Raw genomic sequence first — 16,871 nt, forward strand, 5'->3', positions numbered from 1 at the left:
TCAACTTCTAAAATTCCCACTGCTCGCACCCGCTTAGTCCTCCCGGAAGGCACGGTTGAAGCTCTCGGCGAAGGGGGCCAGCAGATAGTCGACGGCGCGGCGCGAGCCGTTCACGATCAGGACCTCTGCGGCCATGCCGGCATGGAGGGTGACCTTGTTCTGGGCGAGGCTCTCGGGCGCGATCTCGGCCCGGACGATGAAATAGGCGATACCGGTCTTCTCATCGACAAGCTGGTCGGCAGCGACATAGGTCACTTTCGAGATCAGCGGCGGCATCAGCCGCGCATTGAAGGCCGTAAGCCGCACGCGTGTCTCGGCGCCGAGCTTGACCGAATCGATGTCGCGCGGATCGACCTTGGCCTCGACGATCAGGGGTTCGCGCTCGGGCACGATGTCGAGAATGGCCTCCCCGGCAGCAATCGCACTTCCGGCGGTCCGCGTCCGGATATTGGCGACGATGCCCTCCTGCGGGGAGATGACCACGAGGCGGCGCAGCACATCCTCGGCCTGGACGATGCGTTCGACCACCTCGGACAAGGCGAGCTGGCTATCCTGCAGATCCTTGGCGATCTCGCCTTGCCGTTCGAGGCCGAGCGAGGTGATTTCGAGTTGCGCGCCCGCGACCGCCTGCTCCGCCTTGGCCTTGCGGGCCGCGGTTTCACCACCGCGTCCGGCAAGCTCGCTCTGCTTGGTCTGAAGCTCGACGAGCTGGCTACGCTTGGCATAGCGCTTCTCGTAGAGGTCAGCGATCATGCGCACCTCCTCATCGATCAGGCTGCGCTGAAAGCGTGTCGCCTCGATCTGGGCCTGGAGCGCGTCGGTCTCGGCCTGATGCTGCTCGATGACTCGCTTCTGGATGCTGACGCGCCCCTCATAGACCTGCGTGCGCGCCTGGAAGAGCTTGCGTTCCGCTCTGATCACTTCTTGCGCGATCGGCGTGCCGGCCATTTCGAGATCATCGGGAAAGTCGATCTCCGTCGCGTTGTTCTGCTCGGCGCGCAGTCGCGCCAGCTTGGCTTCGAAGCCGACGCGTTTGCCATGGAGTTGCTGCAGCTCGGCGCGGGCGCGCGCATCCTCCAGTCGCAGCAGCGGCTCGTCCTTGGCGACGCGGTCGCCTTCGAGCTTGAGCAGCATCTTCAGGACGCCGCCCTCGAGATGGCTGACGGTCTTGCGCTTGCTGTCGACGACGACGGTGCCGACCGCGACGGCGGCATTGTCGAGCCTTGCCGTCACCGCCCAGGCCCCGAAGCCGCCGAAGCCGATCGCGATCGCGCTGACGCCGGCCAGCACGAGATTGCGCAGCGAGGGCATTCGCTCCTCCGGCTCCTCGGTGGGGGTGACCGGAACGAGCGCGCGACTCGTGCTCATAGGGGTTGGGAGCTTGCTCACGCCGTCACCTCCCGGGGCTTGTTGGCGGCATCCTGCCGTTTGGGCTCGATCTCGACGAGGCCTCCGGGCGTGATCATGCCGGCAACCGCGGAGCGCGGACCGAACTGGGCGATCCGGCCCTCGCGCAGCACCAGGATCTTGTCGACGATCTGCATCACCGAGGGGCGATGCGCGATCAGAATGACCATCGCACCGCTCTCGCGCGCAGCATTGATGGCGCGGATCAGGCTCTGTTCGCCTTCCGCATCAAGATTGGCGTTGGGCTCGTCGAGCACCAACAGGCGCGGTGAGCCGTACAGCGCCCGGGCAAGGCCGATGCGCTGGCGCTGGCCGCCCGAGAGCTTGAAGTCGCCGTCATTGACGTTCGTGTCGTAGCCGAGCGGCATGCGCCCGATCAGTTCATGCACGCCGGCAATCCGGGCTGCCTCGAGAATGGCCTGCGGCTCCGGAACACGCATCCGCGCGATATTATCGGCGATGCTTCCGTTCAGCAGCGAGACCGACTGCGGCAAGTAGCCCACCATGGCGCCAAAGGAGGCACGCTCCCAGAGATAGACATTGTGACCGTCGAGATAGACGCCGCCGACATTCGGCTTCAGCACCCCGACGAGCAGCCGCGCCAGTGTCGATTTGCCGGCTCCGGATGGGCCGACGATGCCGAGTACCTCGCCCGGCGACAATGAGAACGAGATACTCTTGATGACCGTCTGCTCGGCCCCAGCCGGAGCGTAGACGACGCGGTCGATCACCAGATCGCCCTGCGTCGGTGGATTGGCGGTGGTCTGGCGCCGCGACGAGCCGAGCAGCAGCAGATCGCGCACGCGCTTCCACGCAGCCGCCGCGAGCACCCATTGCCGCCAGTCGGAGATCATCGAATCGAATGGCGCCAGCAGGCGACCAAGCAGGATGCTCGCTGCCATCAGCGTGCCGACGGAGACTTCGTTCCTGATGATCAGCGTGGCACCGGTCGCATAGATCGCGAGCTGCATCGTCATGCGTGAGGCGCGGGTCACCGCTGCAATCAGTTTGCCGCGGCGCGTACCGAGATCGAGCAATTCGATCATCGCCACCTGCTTGCCGCGCCAGCGCCTGGCCAGAGCCGGCAGCATGCCCATCGCCTCGATCGTCTCGGCGTGGCGCAGGCTGGCGCCGACATCGTTGATGCTGGCGACGCCTTCCTCGTTGGCCTCCTTCAGCACACGGCGCGTCAGCACGTCGGAGATCACGCCGAGCATCAGCAAGATGACCAGCGAGATCGCGCCGACGAGCCCGTAAACCGGGTGGAAGGCGAAGAGTACGGCAAGAAAGATCGGCGACCAGGCCGCTTCGAGCGGGGTCGCGATGGCCGAGCTCGCGATGAAATAGCGGATGTCGTTCAGGTCGCGAATCGCCTGAGTGGCCTGAGCCGAGCCCTGTTCGAGCGAGGCACTGACCGCCGCTTCCAGCGCCGGCAGATTGAGGCGCCGGGCAAAGCCGCTCGCCATGGTCTGGAAGGTCAGGGAGCGAATGAACTCAATGACACCGTAGAGCACAAGGCCGCCGACCGCGATCACCAGCAGCATGGTGAGCGTGTCGAAGCTGCGGCTGACGATGACGCGGTCCTGCACCTGCACCATGAACATCGGCACGGTCAGCAGCAGGATGTTGACGCAGAAACTCAGGAAGGCCGCATAGGCAAGGCCACCGGCAAAGGAGCGCTGAAGTTCACGGATCAAACCATCGGGCGCCGAGGTTGCGACCTTCATTCATCTCTCCGTTGCAGAGGGGTCCGGATCGGCCAGGGCGACGGCCAACCGTCAAGCACAAAATATCGCCAGCAGGGACACGGTCGATTACTAGCATGTTGCGCTAGCCGTGTCGTTGTGATGACAGACTAAGAATCGAATATCTGCGATTATCAAATAGAAATATGGCCAAAAAACGCAATACTTTGAATTTTGAAACAGTTTATACCTATCAAAAAATTGCTACAATCTTAGTTTCCACATATCCTCGATGGCATGTGCTTTGCGTATAGGCTATTCCACTCCAGAAGGGGTTTTCTTCGGGCGGGGTGCCCATTTTCAAACCAGGCGGAGTAGAGAATGCATTCGAAACCGCAATACGGCGCCCAGTCCCCGGGCGCCGCAGTCAACGGCCAGCCCGGCCGACCAGAGCGGAAAACTGATTCGGACAATGGAATTGCGCGGAACACCGTTACCCAGCTCGACCTCGCCCGCCTGATCGACAGGGTCCACCGGCGCTTTCTCGACTATCTGCGCCTGGAGCTGACCCGGCTGGGCGTCGATGATGTTTCGCCCTCGCAGGTGATGGTGCTGCTGACGATCGGCACCGGCGAGATCGCGGTGCGCGACCTGCTCGACCGTGGCTATTATCTCGGCTCGAACGCGTCCTATAACCTCAAGCAATTGGTCGAGAGCGGCTATCTCGAACGCGGCGCCTCGCCACGCGACCGGCGCCTTGCCCGAATCTCGCTGTCCGCCAAGGGCCAGCTTCTCGTCGAACGACTCAAGCAGCTCGACGAGAGCAATCAGTTCGGACCGAGCCAGGACCTCGATGTCGAACCGGATATGCGGACGACCTACGACACCTTGCGGCGCCTCGAGCAGCTCTGGAGCGACGCCCTACGCTATGGAGGGGTTCTGCTGGCGTCATGCGCGTCCTATTCGTTCATCGTTCGGGATCTGGTCAATTCGCTCACCTGATCGAGCGCCTCCTCGGCGAAGGCGCCGAGGTGACGCTGGTCACGGAACATGCGGAAGCCGCCCGACCCGGGCTGCGCCAGATGCTCTACACAGTCAGCGGCCCCGTAACGGCGAGCCCCAGCCTCGCCGCAACGGAGTATCACGTCAGGACAGGCGAAGCCGTGGCTTCCGTCCTGCGGCGACTGCCGCGCAATGAACGACCAGATGTCATCATCGGCCATACCGGCTGGGGCGGGCTGCTCTTCGCGAAGGACGCGCTGCCAGCCACGCCGGTGCTTGGCTATTGCGAGTACTACTACAACGACCGGAACTCGGATTTCGATTTCGACCCTGCGGGCGAGGCCACGGACGCGGAGCGCATGCGGCTGCGAATGCGCAATGCCGCGCAACTCCTGACCCTGCAGGCCATCGACGCTGCCTACACCCCGACGCGCTGGCAGCATCGGCAATACCCGGCAAGCATCCGCGACCGGATCGCGATCTGCCATGATGGCATCGATACGCAGCTGTGCCGGCCGAATGCGGAGGCCACTTTCGCACTGCCCGATGGCGAAGTGATTCGCGCCGGCGACGAGATCGTCACTTTCGTTGCCCGCGACCTCGATCCCTATCGGGGCTATCCGCAATTCATGCGTGCCGCTGCGCTGGTCGCGCAGGCAAGGCCCGATGCCCGCTTCATTGTCGTCGGGGGGGACGGCGCGGGCTATGGCCGCCCGCGCCCGGACGGGCGGCTCTGGCGAGATGCAATGCTGCAGGAAACCCGCCTTGGCGAGCGCCTCGTTCATATCTCCTGGCTGGCACATGAGGATCTGCGCCGGCTGTTCCAGGTCTCCGCCGCTCACGTCTATCTGACTGTGCCCTTTGTGCTCTCCTGGTCCCTGCTGGAGGCGATGGCCTGCGGCTGTCTGGTCATCGGCTCGCATACGCCACCGGTCCAGGAGGTGATCAGCAATCGTCGCAACGGTCTGCTCGCACCGTTTCACGACGTGCGGGCCCTGGCAGCTACGATCGGGCAGGTGCTGGAACGGCAAGGCGAATTCGAGAGCCTGCGCCATGCGGCACGAGCCACGGTGCAGGCGAAATTCGAACTGGAAAGCTGCCTCGACCGACAGATGAGCCTGATCGAGAGATTGGCGGCGCAGGGCGACCCCGTGGTGTCGGAGATGTCCTGGGTCGAGGCCAGCTGAAACCGGACTATTGAACCATCTGGTCCGGGCCGCGCTGGAAGGTCATGGCCTCGGTGATCAGGCGCCCGCGCCGCATCGGCTTCACGCCGGCCTCCTGCCAGCCATCGGCCATCATCAGTCGCGCCACCATCCTGTGGATGCGCTTGAGATGGGTATCAGGGTCGGATGACAACCAGGGCCCGCAGGTTTCCTCGATGAGTGTGACCAAAGGCTCGAGAGGAGGATCCCCCTGTTCGGCCGCGTATTGCAGCGCCGCATAACCGGCCGGAGAGGAAATGATCTCCCAGACTTCGAGCGGTTCGGTTCCTCTCATCATGGCTGACGGTCCTTCCGTCTGCCCGGCATGGCCGGACATTTTGCTACCGCAAGTAGAAAATCCTGCATTCGGCCGCCATCGGATGCAGAATGCAGAACTATACTACCGTTTCATTGAGGAAAGAAAGTGCCAAGCGCCGCTCCGCGGGCCCGAAGCCTGCCGCGGCCGAGGCCCGGCATTCCCCGCGACCGGCCCGCTCCAAGGCATGTGCGGCGATGGTCCGTCCAATCCTGATGCCAGCTGCATCAGCCAGTGACGACGCCGGCCCGGCGCGGACCGGCTACTGCAAACTGCGGAGCAGCGGCCAAGCCGCCGCCGGACAATCCGGAAGCGACCGGGCGTGACGCATGTCGATGCGGGATGCCTCAGCCCGCCTGCCTCACCTCCTCGGAAGCCTCCCAGAGGAGGCCGCCGATCACGATTCCCGCCGCCGTCAGGCGCTGAGCGCCCTGCAAGGTCGCGCCGGTCGAATCGACATAGTCGAAGGCCCCGGTCTCCAGCGACAGGATCGAGATGTCGGCGGTCGTCCCCAGAGCGAGCGTGCCCAACTGCGGACGGTCGATCGCCTGCGCGGCGTTGACCGTCGTGCGCCTGATGACCTCGCCCAGCGGCATCCCGAGACAGAGGAATTTTGACATCGTCGTCGTCAGATCGAAGGCCGGCCCCTCGATGCACAACGCATGGACGTCGCTGGAGATCGTGTCCGGCGCAAAGCCCTTGGCGAGCATGGTGCGGGCTACCTCGAAGGAAAACGAGCCCATGCCATGACCGATATCGAAGACGATGCCGCGCTCGCGCGCTTCGCTGACGGCCGGCAGGACACCACCATCGCGCGTTACCGGCGCGTTCGGGAACGGCCGGAAGCAATGGGTCAGCACGTCACCGGGGCGCATCAGGGCGAGCACCTGCTCGAGCGTCGGAGGCGGATGATCGATATGCACCATCATCCGCATGTCCAGCTGCTCCGCCGTCTGGCGCGCGATCTCGAGCGGAACGAGACCGGCGGTGCCCGACGCGTGATGGCCGACGCGAACCTTCAGGCCTGCAAGCACATCGCGATTGGCCTCGGCGACCGCAAGGGTGTCGATCGGCGCCAGTAGCCGCTGGTCACCGCTCTCGCCGATCATGATGGTCTTCGAGAAGGCATAGATGCCGGCGAACGAGATGTTGAGATAGGCAACGATTCGCACCGGGCAGGTGTCGATGACATACCGGCGGAAGCCATCGAAATTTCCGGCGCCGGCACTGCCGGTGTCGACGAGCGTGGTGCAGCCGCGGCGCGCGAGGATCAGCGGGTCGACGCCGAGCGATGTGCCGCCCCAATAGACATGGGTGTGCAGGTCGATCAGGCCGGGCGTGACGATCCTGCCGGAAACGTCGTGAATCTGCGGAGCGTCAAGGTGCGGCGCCAGAGCTGCGATACGCCCGTTCGAAATGCCGACATCGAGGAGTGCATCGATGCCCTGGCCGGGATCGACAACCCGCCCGCCGCGCAGAACCAGATCGAGAGAGGACATTGGTTACCCCTGGGTCTTATGGAATTTAATTACACTACCACATGGGCATATCAATCACTTCGGCACAAATTCCTCCATATGTTGCTACGCAGTATGACATTTGGCGATTGACAGATGCGATTTGTGTAATAAATTTTCACAACCCTCACAATAGGCAACGCGAACGGCAGGGAGAGGCCAATGCGGAACCGCGATCACAATCAGAATTCTGTCACCCGGCGCGGGCTGGGCATCCTGGCAGCGGCCCTTGGTGCCTCGGCCGCGGTGATGCCGATGGCGGCGATGGCCCAGAGCATATCCAGCGCCAATCTCGCCATGGTCGGCGAGCCGCAGTCGCTCGATCCGATGGCATCGACCGCGGACCTGGTTGGCACGATCATGCAGCATGTCTACGAGCCGCTGTTCACCTTCGATGCGAACTGGGCGACCCAGCCGATGCTGGCAGCCGCGCTGCCGGCGGTGTCCGCGGACGGCAAGACCTACACGATCGAGCTGCGCAAGGGCGTGAAGCTGCATAACGGCCGCGATCTGGATTCCGAGGACGTCGTCGCCTCGCTGAAGCGCTGGCTCGAGATGACTCCGCGCGGCAAGGGCCTGGCGAAGAGCATCTCGATCCTGACCGCCAAGGGCCCGTCGACCGTCGAGATCCAGCTCAGCAAGGTCGAGCCGGCGCTGCTCGCCCATCTGGCGCTGCCCTCCGGCTTTGCCGCGATCATGGCGAAGGAATCGATCGCCACTCCGCTGACTGAATTCGTCGGCACCGGCCCCTACAAGTTCCGCGAGCGCAAGCCGGACCAGTTCGTCGTGCTGGTGAAGCATGATGGCTACGCCTCGCGCAGCGAGCCGGCCTCCGGCTATGCCGGCAAGCGCGAAGCCAAGATCGACGAGCTGCGCTTCATCCCGGTGCCGAGCGCCAATACCCGCGTCGAAGGCGCCATCGCCGGTCAGTATCAGTTCGCCGACCAGCTGCCGGTCGAGAGCTACAAGAAGGTCAGCGCCGCGAGCGGCACGCGCCCCGTGCTGACCATGCCCTTCGGCTTCCCGTATTTCCCGACCAATACCAAGCAGGGGCCGATGGCCGATCTGAAGGTCCGTCAGGCCTTCCAGATGACGCTCGACCTCGAAGAGGTGATGATGGCCGGTTTCGGCGAGCTGAAGTTCTTCGCGCTGGCGGCCGAGCATTTCCCGAAAGGCTCGCCGTTCTATTCGGAGGCCGGCAAGGGCAAGTACAGCAGCAAGCCGGACGTCGCTGGCGCCAAGAAGCTGCTGGCGGAGGCCAAATATGACGGGGCGCCGATCCGCATCCTCAACTCGAAGCAGTATGATTTCCATCACCGCATGGCGCTGGTGATGGCCGAGCAGCTCAAGGCTGCCGGCTTCAAGGTGCAGATCGACGTCGTGGACTGGGCCACGCTGGTCCAGCGCCGCGGCGACCCGGCGCTTTGGGATATCTACATCACCCACTCGGCCTTCCTGCCCGAGCCGATGCTGTCTCCGCCGCAGCTCGGCGAAGGCGCTCCGGGCTGGTGGTCGAGCCCGGCCAAGGAGGCCGCGCTCGGCGCATTCAACAACGAGCCCGATCCGGCGAAGCGCGGCGCGCTCTGGGGCAAGGTTCAGCAGGTCGTCTATGACGAGGTGCCCTATATCCGCGCCGGCAACTTCGCCGCACTGGCGGGCGCCTCGCCGAAGATGTCCGGCTATGCGGCAATGCCGTGGCCGTCCTTCTGGAACGTTGCTCTCGCCAAGTAATGCGCAAGGCTGGTGTGGCGGGGTGCGTTCGCGCACTCCGCCACAGTCTTATCCGCTTCCCGCGAAAGGAGCGCATCCGGTGCTCGCACATATCGGACGTCGCCTCGGCGGCCTGCTGCTGGTCCTCTTTCTCGTTGCCGCGCTGGTCTTTTTCCTGACGCGGCTGGCGCCCGGTGACCCTGCGGCGCTGATGCTCGGCGACCAGGCGACGCCGGAGGATGTGGCGCGCCTGCGCGAGGCTTACGGGCTCGACAAGCCGCTCCTGCTGCAATTCGCGCTCTGGCTGAAGGAATGTGCGACCGGCAATCTCGGCCAGTCGATCTTCCTGCAGCAGCCCGTGACGCAGGCGTTGCTGCAGCGCACCGAGCCGACCTTCTTCCTCGCGATGTTCTCGCTCGCCATTGCCGCGGCGATCGGCATCCCGGCCGGCATCGCATCCGCGGTCTGGCGCGGCCGCCCCGTCGACCAGGCGGTCAGCGGGCTCGCCATGCTTGCCGCCAATATCCCGAGCTTCTGGCTCGGCCTGATCTTCATCCAGCTCTTTGCAGTGCGTTTCGGCTGGTTCCCCGTCGCCGGCTACGGCGCGCCCGACGCCTCCTTCTTCGAGCGGCTCCAGCACCTGTTTCTGCCATCCGCGGTGCTGGGCGTCGTCAACTCCGCTCTCATCACGCGCTTCACCCGCGCCAGCATGCTCGATGTGCTCGACGCTGATTTCGTGCGGACGGCACGGGCGAAGGGCATTTCGGAACTGCGCGTGGTGCTGCGCCACGCCTTCGGCAATGCGCTCGTCCCGATCATCACCGTGCTCGGCCTGACGCTCGCCCTGCTGATCGGCGGCGCGATCGTGACCGAGACCGTGTTCGGCCTGCCTGGCGTCGGCAATCTTGTCGTGTCGGCGGTGCTGCGCCGCGATTATCCCGTGATCCAGGGCGCCCTTCTGGCGGTCGCGGCCATCTACGCACTGATCAACCTGGCGATCGATGTGATCTATACCCTCGTCGACCCGCGGGTGCGCCAATGAGCTCCGCCATGACCTCTGCCCCCGCGCCTCTGTTCTTGCGCCGGCTCTTCCGGCGCAAGCTGGTGCTGCTTGCCGCCGTGATCCTTGTGTTTGCCTTCGCGCTCGCCTTGCTGGCGCCCTGGCTCTCCCCGTTCGATCCTGCCTCGATGCGCATGGCAAGGCGCTTGCGCCCGCCCAGCGAGGTGAACTGGTTCGGCACCGACGAGCTCGGCCGCGACGTCTTCTCCCGCGTGACCTGGGGAGCCCGCGCCTCACTGGGAATCGGGCTTGCGGTTGTCGTGATCTCGATCTCGATCGGCGCGGCGCTCGGCCTCGTCGCCGGCTATTTCAAGCGTGCCGATGCCGTGATCATGCGCCTGGTCGATGCGCTGATGTCCTTGCCCGACATCCTGCTCGCCATCTTCCTCGTCGCGGTGCTCGGTGCCTCGGCTGGAAATGTCGTGCTGGCGCTCGCCATCGTCTACACGCCGCGCGTCGTTCGCGTGATCCGCGCCTCGACGTTGGTGGTGCGGGAACTGCCGTTCGTCGAGGCGGCGCGCGCGCTCGGCGTCTCGATCTGGCGCATCCTCTTCGTGCATGTGCTGCTCAATGTCGCCTCGCCCCTCCTGGTGCAGGCGACCTTCATCTTCGCCTATGCGGTCCTCGCCGAAGCCGGGCTGTCCTTCCTCGGTGCCGGCGTGCCGCCGGAGACGCCGACCTGGGGCACGATGATCGCGTCGGGCCAGCAATATGCCGAGGACGCGTTCTGGGTCGTCGGATTTCCCGGTGTCGCGATCGTGCTGGTCGCGCTCTCTCTGCAGATTGTCGGCGACGGCCTGCGCGACATGCTCGACCCCAAGCTCAGAAAGGCGCTGTGAGATGACCGCGCCCCTTCTCGCCATCGAGAACCTTGCCGTTTCCTTCCGCACCGAGGAGGGCGAGGTGACGCCGGTACGCGGCGTTTCGCTGCAGATCTCGGAAAACGAAACCGTCGCGGTGGTCGGCGAGTCCGGCTCCGGCAAATCCGTGACGAGTTTCGCCACCATGGGGCTGCTGCCGCGCCCGGCGGGGCGGGTCTCGCAGGGTCGCATCCTGTTCCGCCGCCGCTCCGGCGATACGATCGATCTCGCCACCGCGCCTCGGGCGACCATGCAGGCGCTGCGCGGCGCCGAGATCGCGATGATCTTCCAGGAGCCGATGACCAGCCTGAACCCCGTGCTGACGGTCGGCGAACAGATCGCCGAGGCGGTACGGCTGCATCTCGGCTATGACCGGCGCAAGGCCTGGGCTCACGCCGTCGAGATGCTCGGCCTTGTCGAGATCCCGGATGCCGCGCGCCGCGCCTCGGACTATCCGCACCATATGTCGGGCGGCATGCGCCAGCGCGTCATGATCGCGCTTGCGCTCTCGTGCCGGCCAGCCCTGCTGATCGCCGACGAGCCGACCACGGCGCTCGACGTCACGATCCAGGCGCAGGTGCTGACGCTGCTCGACCGTTTGCGGCGTGAGCTTGGAATGGGCGTGCTCTTCATCACGCATAATCTCGGCGTCGTCGCAGAGATCGCCGACCGCGTGACGGTGATGTATGCGGGCGAGGTGGTCGAAAGCGCGCCGGTGCGGGACCTCTTCAACGCCCCGCGCCACCCCTATACGCGCGCCCTGCTCGAATGCATGCCGTCGCGCGCGACCCAGGATGCAACAGGTCGGCGCGTCGTGCGCTCGATCCCGGGCCAGGTTTCGCGCGTCGAGCGCGGTTGCGCCTTCGCGCCGCGCTGTACTGATGCAAAGCCTGTCTGCTCCGTCGAGGCACCCATGCTGGAGAGTGATGCAGGGCGGCAGACACGCTGCCTGCGCTGGAGGGAGCTCGCATGAGCACGGAACCGCTCCTCACTATTGCAGGCCTTTCCAAGAGTTTTGGCAAGGCTCCCCACCTCGTGCGCGCCGTCAACGATGTCAGCTTCTCGCTGGCGTGCGGCGAAGCGCTCGGGCTGGTCGGCGAATCCGGATCGGGCAAGAGCACGATTGGCCGGCTCGCGTTGCGCCTGATCGATGCGTCGGCAGGCCGGATCCACTTCGAAGGACAGGACATTACGGCAGCGCCGGAACGCCGGTTGAGACTGTTCCGCCGCCAGGCGCAGATGGTGTTCCAGGACCCCTATGCCAGCCTCAATCCGCGACTGCGCGTCAGCAGCATCGTCGGCGAGGCGCTCGATGCCCACGGCCTTGCGCGCGGAACCGCACGCAAGGCGCGAATCGCCGAGCTGCTCGAACTCGTCGGCCTTCCCGCCGCGCATATGGAGCGCTATCCCCACGAGTTCTCCGGCGGGCAGCGGCAGCGCATCGGCATCGCACGGGCGCTCGCCGTCGAACCGAGACTGATCATCGCCGACGAGCCGGTCTCGGCTCTCGATGTCTCGGTCCAGGCGCAGGTGCTGAACCTGATGCAGGACCTGCGGCGCCGGCTCGGGCTGGCGATGCTGTTCATCTCGCATGATCTGGATGTCGTCGAGCTGATGTGCGACCGGATCGCCGTGCTCTATCTCGGCCGCATCATGGAGATCGGCTCGACGGAGCAGGTCGCCCGCCGCCCGCGTCATCCCTATACGCGGGCGCTGATCGCCGCCTCGCCAAGGCCCGACCCGGACGCGCCGCCGCGCGAGCGCATGCTGACCGGCGACATCCCGTCTCCGCTCGCACCACCCTCGGGCTGTGTCTTCCGCACCCGCTGCCTGCACGCGGTGGAGCGTTGCGCCAGGGAGGCCCCGGTCTTGCGAGGCGCAGGACCGGAACATCAGTTTGCCTGTCATTTCGATATCAGCCACAGTCAGAGCGCATGACAGACATCGTCCCTGCTGACGCAGCCGGCCGCCCCAGCGGCCCCGACGATTCGATTGGCGCCTCCGACATCATGAGCTCCATCCGGCAGGGGCTCGGCGCGATGTCCGAGAGCCAGCAGAGGGTGGCGCGCCTGTTTCTCGACGAAGTCGAATGGGTGGTGAAGGCGAATGTCGAGGATATCGCGGCGCGCGCCGGGGTGAGCGCGCCGACAATCGTGCGCTTTGCCCGGCTGGTCGGCTGTCAGGGCCTGAGGGACCTCAAGCTGAAGCTCGCCGGCGCGGTGGCGCTCGGCGCACCGTTCCTGCACCGCTCCGTGCGGATGGGAGAGACCGCGAGCGACGTTCTGCGCAACGTCACCGGCAGCATCACGACCGTGCTCGCCGAATGGCAACGCCGCATCGACCCGCTCGATCTCGACCGCGCCGCCGCCGCGATCAGCAAGGCACGGCGGATCGATTGTCTCGGCACCGGCGCGACATCGCATTTCCTGGCGCAGGATCTGCAGGCGCGGCTGTTCCGCCTCGGGTTGAACGCCAATGCCTTCTCCGACGCGCATTTCCAGCTTGTCGCGGCGGCGACGCTGACCTCAGAGGATGTGCTGGTCGCGATCTCCTTCGTCGGTCGCATGCCGGCACTGCTGCGCGCCGTCGAGGTCGGCAAGGCCCGTGGCGCGACGATCATCGCGCTCGCGCAAGGCGGAACGCCGCTTGCTCAGCTCGCCGACGTCGCGCTGCCGCTGGATGTTCCGCACGACACCGCAATGCTGGTGGGGACGGACGCCTATGTGGTCCAGCTCATCGCCATCGAAGTGCTGATGATCCTTGTCGGCCTGCGTCAGGGCCCGCAGTTGATCGGCCGCATGAACGATGTGCAGCACGTCCTGCGCCATTACAGCGTCGACCGTGAAGACCCCTCGGTGCTGCATGCCGGCTGGCGCCAGATGCTGGACTCCGACCCGAACGCCGGTCCGCAGGACTGAACGAGGCGTCGGGGGCGGGCTCCGCCCTCGATCCTGTCTGCGCAATTCGATAGCGCCCCCACTCGGGAGCGCCGCCGGGCTCGACCTTGATCTCCTTCCGGCAGCCTGCCCATCGCCCGTTCAGACACTGGGCGCGATGACGAAGCTTCGGCCCGGGGCGCCCAGCAGGGATGCATCAGCCTCGCTCCGATAGATGTCTTCGACGCCAGCTCCGGGCGGCCCTTCGAAGGCATCCACGGCTAGCATCTCGATGATATCGGTCGGCCCCGAGAGCACGGCCTCCACCGTGCCGTCGGCCCGGTTTCTCACCCAGCCGGCCGCCCCGGCAGCGCGGGCGCGTTCACAGAACCATTGTCGATAGCCAACGCCCTGAACGCGGCCCGAGATGATCAGGTGAAGGTTCATGCCCCCTCCTGTGCCTTGCGCCCCCGCGCTAGCCGCACGGACACCGTGCCGCTCAACAATCGCTTCCCCAGGCTGGCCCTCGCAGCCGGACGAGCGGACATCCTCACATTACCGGACGCCCTTCGACAGCGCATCCTCGCAATGCCGATGCGAGCTCGCGATCGGTGGCTTGCGCGTCAATCATATGATGATATGATCATACGATGGCGCGCCCCTCCAATTTCCATTCGCATCTGGTCGATCGCCTTGGCCGCCTGATCGTCGGAGGCGAGATCGGCAACGACGGTTCGTTGCCGCGGGAAGACGAGCTCGCCACCCAATTCGCGGTCAGCCGCACGGTGATCCGCGAAGCGACGAAGACCCTTCAGGCTCTCGGGCTGATCACGACGGGACCCCGCGTCGGCTCGCGCATCCAGCCGATCTCGTCATGGCGGCTGCTCGACCCCCAGGTGATGGACTGGATCACCGATGCCGACATGGCGAGCGGGTTCGAACGCGATCTTCTCGAGCTGCGCAGCATGATCGAACCTGCGGCAGCAGCCTTCGCCGCCGAGCGCGGCACCCCCGCTCAGATCGGGGCCGTCACGGCGGCGCTGGAGGGGATGGCGAGCGCTCCCGGCAAAGCGGAGCACGAGGCGGCGGATTTTCGCTTTCATGAGGCCATTCTGGAGGCGTCCGGAAACAGTCTGCTGCTTCAGCTCAAGCCGATCCTGCGCGCCGTGCTGAAGGCCTCGTTCCAGCTCTCGATGCACGACCACGAGCGGGCCCAGGCGTCGGTTGCGATCCACCGCCATGTCGCATCAGCGATCACCGCGCGCAGGCCCGAGCAAGCTCGCGAGAGCATGATCGCGCTTCTGAAAGTCGCCCAGGCCGATATCGACCTCGCCCCCGGACGGACGGCTCCCGTCGGGGAAAGGGGCGAGAGCACAAGAAACTCACGGGAAACGCACCATGCTCGCCAAAGCCGAAAGATGGACCCTACGAGGGCTTGAGGCTGTCCTGGTCATCCTGCTCGCCGGGATGGTCGTGATGGTCTTCGGCAATGTCGTCCTGCGCTACGCCTTCAACTCCGGGCTCGACCTGTCCGAGGAGCTGTCGCGCTATTTCTTCGTCTGGCTGACCTATATCGGCGCGGTCATCGTGATGCGCGAGAACGGGCATCTCGGCGTCGACACGCTGGTTGGTGCCCTCGGCCGCCAGGGCCGGCTGGTCTGCATGATGATCAGCGACGCCTTCATCCTGGCCTGCTGCGTGATGCTGCTCGACGGAACCTGGAAACAGCACGAGATCAACGCCACGGCGGTCGCGCCGGTCACCGGGCTGAGCATGGGCTATGTCTATGGTGTGCTGTATTTCGCCGGTCTTGGCATCGGTTTCATCACGCTTGCCCGGCTGCTTCGCGCCGTGACGGGAAAGCTCGGCGAATTCGAACTGGCCGAGTTCGCGGGCGACTACAGCGGCAACCCTTCGCATGACCTGAAGGGCCATCTCGAATGACGATCACCATCTTCCTCCTCTCGCTCTGCGGGGCGATGGCGCTCGGCATGCCGATCGCCTTTGCGCTGATCGTCTGCGCGGTCGCGTTGATGCTCTGGCTCGGCGTCTTCGACACCCAGATCATCGCCCAGAACATGATCATCGGCGCGGATTCGTTCCAGCTCCTGGCGATCCCGTTCTTTCTGCTCGCCGGCGAGCTGATGAATGCTGGCGGCCTGTCGAAGCGCATCGTCAATTTCGCGCTCTCGCTGGTCGGCCATCTCCATGGCGGCCTGGGCTACGTCGCGATCTTCGCCTCCATCATCATGGCCTCGCTTTCAGGCTCGGCTGCGGCCGATACCGCAGCACTCGCCTCGATCCTGCTGCCGATGATGCGCCAGGCCGGCTACGACACCGGTCGCTCGGCCGGCCTGATCGCATCCGGCGGCATCATCGCCCCGATCATCCCGCCCTCGATCGGCTTCATCGTCTTCGGCGTCGCCGCCAATCTCTCGATCACGAAGCTCTTTCTCGCTGGCGTCTTTCCGGGGCTGCTCATCGGCCTGTCGCTGGTAATCGCCTGGTTCATCGTCTGCCGCCACGACAAGATCACGGTCCTGCCGCGGCGCAGCGGCGCCGAACGCCTGAAAGCGACCTGGGACGGTTCGCTTGCCCTGCTGATGCCGCTCGCAATCCTCGGCGGCATCCGCTTCGGCATCGTCACGCCGACCGAGGCAGCCGTGGTCGCAACCGTCTACGCGCTCGTCGTCGGCATGTTCGTCTATCGCGAGCTCAAGCCGCGCGACCTCTACAAGGTGGCGCTGACCGCAGCCAAGACGACGAGCGCCGTCATGCTGCTGGTCGCCGCCGCCGTGGTCTCGGCCTGGCTCATCACCCAGGCCAATATCCCGGCCGAGCTGTCGAGCGTGCTTGAGCCCTTCATGGGCAACAAGACAGTGCTGATGATCGTCATCATGCTGCTGGTCATGGTGGTCGGCACCGCGCTCGACTTTACGCCGACAGTGCTGATCCTGACGCCGGTCTTGATGCCGGTGATCAAGCAGGCGGGCATCGACCCGATCTATTTCGGCGTGCTCTTCATCATCAATAATGCCATCGGCCTGATCACGCCGCCGGTCGGCATCGTGCTCAACGTGGTCTGTGGCGTGGCCCGCATCCCGATGACGCTGGTGATCCGCGGCGTCTGGCCATTCCTGGTCGCCCAGACCATCGCGATGTTCCTGCTGATCCTGTTCCCGCAACTCGTGACCGTTCCGCTTGCCTGGCTGAGCGGCCGCTGATCCAAGAAC

The 16,871-nt window shown here is 65.3% G+C and carries 16 protein-coding genes; 11 read left to right on the top strand and 5 right to left on the bottom strand.

Features of this window, described 5'->3' with window-relative positions; translation table 11 throughout:
* Positions 1 to 33 precede the first annotated feature (33 nt).
* On the bottom strand, positions 34 to 1,389 hold the full coding sequence (locus FG93_RS15090; RefSeq protein WP_152579447.1) for an HlyD family type I secretion periplasmic adaptor subunit: 1,356 nt from the start codon (positions 1,387 to 1,389) through the stop codon (positions 34 to 36).
* Positions 1,386 to 3,134 carry a type I secretion system permease/ATPase gene (locus FG93_RS15095; RefSeq protein ID WP_043235712.1) on the bottom strand — a complete coding sequence of 583 codons (1,749 nt, stop codon included), beginning with the start codon at positions 3,132 to 3,134 and terminating at the stop codon, positions 1,386 to 1,388. The genes FG93_RS15090 and FG93_RS15095 overlap by 4 nt, the downstream gene beginning before the upstream one ends.
* A gap of 339 nt (positions 3,135 to 3,473) precedes the next feature.
* On the opposite strand from FG93_RS15095, the gene FG93_RS15100 reads away from it, so the two are divergent.
* Both FG93_RS15100 and FG93_RS15105 read left to right on the top strand, forming a co-directional pair.
* Positions 3,474 to 4,094 (top strand): MarR family winged helix-turn-helix transcriptional regulator, encoded by a 621-nt coding sequence (locus FG93_RS15100; protein ID WP_081881564.1) that lies wholly within the window; start codon positions 3,474 to 3,476, stop codon positions 4,092 to 4,094.
* Positions 4,043 to 5,281 (top strand): glycosyltransferase, encoded by a 1,239-nt coding sequence (locus tag FG93_RS15105; protein WP_052513801.1) that lies wholly within the window; start codon positions 4,043 to 4,045, stop codon positions 5,279 to 5,281. The genes FG93_RS15100 and FG93_RS15105 overlap by 52 nt, the downstream gene beginning before the upstream one ends.
* A 7-nt stretch (positions 5,282 to 5,288) precedes the next feature.
* Here FG93_RS15105 and FG93_RS15110 read toward each other — a convergent pair whose 3' ends face one another.
* Complete coding sequence (locus FG93_RS15110; protein WP_152579448.1) at positions 5,289 to 5,597, bottom strand: hypothetical protein; 309 nt, start codon at positions 5,595 to 5,597, stop codon at positions 5,289 to 5,291.
* A gap of 365 nt (positions 5,598 to 5,962) precedes the next feature.
* Complete coding sequence (locus FG93_RS15115; protein WP_043235714.1) at positions 5,963 to 7,114, bottom strand: amidohydrolase/deacetylase family metallohydrolase; 1,152 nt, start codon at positions 7,112 to 7,114, stop codon at positions 5,963 to 5,965.
* Positions 7,115 to 7,294: 180 nt separating this feature from the next.
* Between FG93_RS15115 and FG93_RS15120 the strand changes: the two genes are divergently transcribed.
* From FG93_RS15120 to FG93_RS15145, 6 genes are all read left to right on the top strand, one after another.
* On the top strand, positions 7,295 to 8,863 hold the full coding sequence (locus FG93_RS15120) for an ABC transporter substrate-binding protein (protein WP_043235716.1): 1,569 nt from the start codon (positions 7,295 to 7,297) through the stop codon (positions 8,861 to 8,863).
* A 79-nt stretch (positions 8,864 to 8,942) separates the two neighbouring features.
* Positions 8,943 to 9,884 (top strand): ABC transporter permease, encoded by a 942-nt coding sequence (locus FG93_RS15125; RefSeq protein ID WP_043235718.1) that lies wholly within the window; start codon positions 8,943 to 8,945, stop codon positions 9,882 to 9,884.
* Between the two features lie 8 nt (positions 9,885 to 9,892).
* Positions 9,893 to 10,741: an ABC transporter permease gene (locus FG93_RS15130; protein WP_043235891.1), complete on the top strand. Its 849-nt coding sequence runs from the start codon at positions 9,893 to 9,895 to the stop codon at positions 10,739 to 10,741.
* Between the two features lies 1 nt (position 10,742).
* A complete protein-coding gene (locus FG93_RS15135; RefSeq protein WP_043235720.1) occupies positions 10,743 to 11,735 on the top strand; it encodes an ABC transporter ATP-binding protein in 993 nt (330 codons plus the stop codon).
* Positions 11,732 to 12,700: an ABC transporter ATP-binding protein gene (locus tag FG93_RS15140; protein ID WP_043235722.1), complete on the top strand. Its 969-nt coding sequence runs from the start codon at positions 11,732 to 11,734 to the stop codon at positions 12,698 to 12,700. The genes FG93_RS15135 and FG93_RS15140 overlap by 4 nt, the downstream gene beginning before the upstream one ends.
* Positions 12,697 to 13,680, top strand: a complete 984-nt coding sequence (locus FG93_RS15145; protein WP_052513803.1) for a MurR/RpiR family transcriptional regulator — start codon at positions 12,697 to 12,699, stop codon at positions 13,678 to 13,680. The genes FG93_RS15140 and FG93_RS15145 overlap by 4 nt, the downstream gene beginning before the upstream one ends.
* Positions 13,681 to 13,800: 120 nt before the next feature.
* Here FG93_RS15145 and FG93_RS15150 read toward each other — a convergent pair whose 3' ends face one another.
* Complete coding sequence (locus tag FG93_RS15150) at positions 13,801 to 14,085, bottom strand: acylphosphatase (RefSeq protein ID WP_043235725.1); 285 nt, start codon at positions 14,083 to 14,085, stop codon at positions 13,801 to 13,803.
* A 203-nt stretch (positions 14,086 to 14,288) separates the two neighbouring features.
* Between FG93_RS15150 and FG93_RS15155 the strand changes: the two genes are divergently transcribed.
* From FG93_RS15155 to FG93_RS15165, 3 genes are read left to right on the top strand one after another with little or no spacing between them, the layout of a single operon-like run.
* Positions 14,289 to 15,077, top strand: coding sequence for a FadR/GntR family transcriptional regulator (locus tag FG93_RS15155; RefSeq protein WP_052513804.1), 789 nt, complete (start codon positions 14,289 to 14,291; stop codon positions 15,075 to 15,077).
* Positions 15,037 to 15,582, top strand: a complete 546-nt coding sequence (locus FG93_RS15160) for a TRAP transporter small permease (RefSeq protein ID WP_043235727.1) — start codon at positions 15,037 to 15,039, stop codon at positions 15,580 to 15,582. The genes FG93_RS15155 and FG93_RS15160 overlap by 41 nt, the downstream gene beginning before the upstream one ends.
* The gene (locus FG93_RS15165) at positions 15,579 to 16,862 is read left to right on the top strand and encodes a TRAP transporter large permease (protein WP_043235728.1); all 1,284 of its coding nucleotides are present in this window, start codon (positions 15,579 to 15,581) and stop codon (positions 16,860 to 16,862) included. The genes FG93_RS15160 and FG93_RS15165 overlap by 4 nt, the downstream gene beginning before the upstream one ends.
* Positions 16,863 to 16,871 lie beyond the last annotated feature (9 nt).

Origin of the sequence: Allobosea sp. LC85 (genome assembly GCF_000735605.1) — a bacterium.
GTDB lineage: Bacteria > Pseudomonadota > Alphaproteobacteria > Rhizobiales > Beijerinckiaceae > Allobosea.

Bases quoted from the DNA above. Each gene is read 5' to 3' on its own strand.
- FG93_RS15095 (WP_043235712.1), bottom strand. From the start codon at position 3,134: ATGAAGGTCGCAACCTCGGCGCCCGATGGTTTGATCCGTGAACTTCAG.
- FG93_RS15100 (WP_081881564.1), top strand. From the start codon at position 3,474: ATGCATTCGAAACCGCAATACGGCGCCCAGTCCCCGGGCGCCGCAGTC.
- FG93_RS15105 (WP_052513801.1), top strand. From the start codon at position 4,043: ATGCGCGTCCTATTCGTTCATCGTTCGGGATCTGGTCAATTCGCTCAC.
- FG93_RS15110 (WP_152579448.1), bottom strand. From the start codon at position 5,597: ATGATGAGAGGAACCGAACCGCTCGAAGTCTGGGAGATCATTTCCTCT.
- FG93_RS15115 (WP_043235714.1), bottom strand. From the start codon at position 7,114: ATGTCCTCTCTCGATCTGGTTCTGCGCGGCGGGCGGGTTGTCGATCCC.
- FG93_RS15120 (WP_043235716.1), top strand. From the start codon at position 7,295: ATGCGGAACCGCGATCACAATCAGAATTCTGTCACCCGGCGCGGGCTG.
- FG93_RS15130 (WP_043235891.1), top strand. From the start codon at position 9,893: ATGACCTCTGCCCCCGCGCCTCTGTTCTTGCGCCGGCTCTTCCGGCGC.
- FG93_RS15135 (WP_043235720.1), top strand. From the start codon at position 10,743: ATGACCGCGCCCCTTCTCGCCATCGAGAACCTTGCCGTTTCCTTCCGC.
- FG93_RS15140 (WP_043235722.1), top strand. From the start codon at position 11,732: ATGAGCACGGAACCGCTCCTCACTATTGCAGGCCTTTCCAAGAGTTTT.
- FG93_RS15145 (WP_052513803.1), top strand. From the start codon at position 12,697: ATGACAGACATCGTCCCTGCTGACGCAGCCGGCCGCCCCAGCGGCCCC.
- FG93_RS15150 (WP_043235725.1), bottom strand. From the start codon at position 14,085: ATGAACCTTCACCTGATCATCTCGGGCCGCGTTCAGGGCGTTGGCTAT.
- FG93_RS15155 (WP_052513804.1), top strand. From the start codon at position 14,289: ATGGCGCGCCCCTCCAATTTCCATTCGCATCTGGTCGATCGCCTTGGC.
- FG93_RS15160 (WP_043235727.1), top strand. From the start codon at position 15,037: ATGCTCGCCAAAGCCGAAAGATGGACCCTACGAGGGCTTGAGGCTGTC.
- FG93_RS15165 (WP_043235728.1), top strand. From the start codon at position 15,579: ATGACGATCACCATCTTCCTCCTCTCGCTCTGCGGGGCGATGGCGCTC.